At 73.2% G+C, this 1,434-nt stretch carries 2 protein-coding genes and 1 pseudogene; all 3 read left to right on the top strand.

From position 1 onward, the window contains the following. A partial coding sequence (locus tag G6031_RS17450) for a signal peptidase II (protein ID WP_182653952.1) occupies positions 1-268 on the top strand: 268 nt, incomplete at its 5' end. Beyond that, positions 261-1,187, top strand: coding sequence for an RluA family pseudouridine synthase (locus G6031_RS17445; protein ID WP_179526215.1), 927 nt, complete (start codon positions 261-263; stop codon positions 1,185-1,187). The genes G6031_RS17450 and G6031_RS17445, both read left to right, overlap by 8 nt. Then, positions 1,184-1,434 (top strand): annotated as a pseudogene (locus G6031_RS17440) (hypothetical protein); the annotation flags it as partial. The gene G6031_RS17445 and the pseudogene G6031_RS17440, both read left to right, overlap by 4 nt.

Here is a 1,434-nt window from a genome sequence, read left to right as displayed (position 1 = left end):
TGGTGCCGCCGGGAATCTCGTCGACCGGTACCTCCGCTCGCCCGGGGTGCTGCGCGGACACGTGGTGGACTTCGTGTCGGTGGGGTGGTGGCCGGTGTTCAACGTGGCCGATTCGAGTCTGGTCGTCGGCGTGATCGTGGTGGCCGTCGCCGTGTTCAGGGGCGTGGAGTTCGACGGCTCGCGTGGGTTGGTGGCGGAGGACGCCGCCGCGACGGAGCGTCGTGACGGCGGGGCCGGCGGCGACACCGTGGGCGGAACGCATGGGTGAGCTGCGCACCTTCCCCGTCCCGGACGGTCTCGACGGGATGCGGGTGGATGCGGGCGTCTCCCGCCTGCTCGGGATCTCCCGGACCGCGGTCGCCGACCTCGCCGGCGAGGGCAAGGTGCTGATCGACGGCCGGGCCGTGGGCAAGTCCGACAAGCTCACCGGGATGTCGTGGATCGAGGTCGAGATGCCCGACCCGCGGGCCGAACCGGCGGTGGTCGCCGAGCCGGTGGAGGGGATGGCGGTCATCTACTCCGACGCCGACCTCGTCGTCGTCGACAAACCCGTCGGCGTGGCCGCCCACCCCTCCGTGGGCTGGACCGGCCCCACCGTGATCGGGGGGCTGGCGGCCGCCGGGTACCGCATCTCCACCTCGGGGCCGCCGGAGCGCAAGGGGATCGTCCACCGCCTCGACGTGGGCACCTCCGGCCTGATGGTGGTCGCGGCCTCCGAGCGCGCGTACACGCTCCTCAAGCGGGCGTTCCGCGACCGCACGGTCGACAAGACCTACCACGCGCTGGTCCAGGGACACCCCGATCCGCTGTCCGGGACCATCGACGCCCCCATCGGCCGCCACACCTCCAACGACTGGCGGTTCGCGGTCACCTCCGACGGCAAGCACTCGATCACCCACTACGACACGCTCGAGGCGCACCAGGCCGCGACGCTGGTCGAGGTGAAGCTCGAGACCGGGCGCACCCACCAGATCCGGGTGCACTTCTCCGCCCTGCACCACCCGTGCGCGGGGGACCTGACCTACGGCGCCGATCCGGTGCTGGCGAGGCGGCTCGGGCTGGAGCGGCAGTGGCTCCACGCGGTGGGGCTCGGGTTCGACCACCCGGGCACCGGTGAGCGCGTGGACTTCGCGAGCTCGTACCCCGATGACCTCCAGCACGCGCTGGACGCCCTCCGCGCGGCGTGAGCAGGCCCCGGGGCACCGGTCGGACGACCCCCCGATCGGCCGCCCTGCGGGTCCTCAGGATCGCGGGCGTCGGGGTGGTGATCGTCCTGGCGTTGGTCGCCGTGCTCACCGCGCTGCGCACCGAGCTCCCGCGCAGCCCCGGGGTGATGAGCGACGCGCTGGGCCCCGAGAACGGCGAGGTGGTCGACGACTATCTGGCGCGTGCCGCGAGCTCCCTGGGTGACGACGACGAGGACCCCGCCGCCGG

Origin of the sequence: Dietzia sp. CQ4 (assembly GCF_014145125.1) — a bacterium.
In the GTDB taxonomy this organism is placed as follows: domain Bacteria; phylum Actinomycetota; class Actinomycetes; order Mycobacteriales; family Mycobacteriaceae; genus Dietzia; species Dietzia natronolimnaea.
The sequence above is the reverse complement of the archived record's forward strand: the minus strand, read 5'-3'. Positions and strand labels throughout refer to the sequence as shown.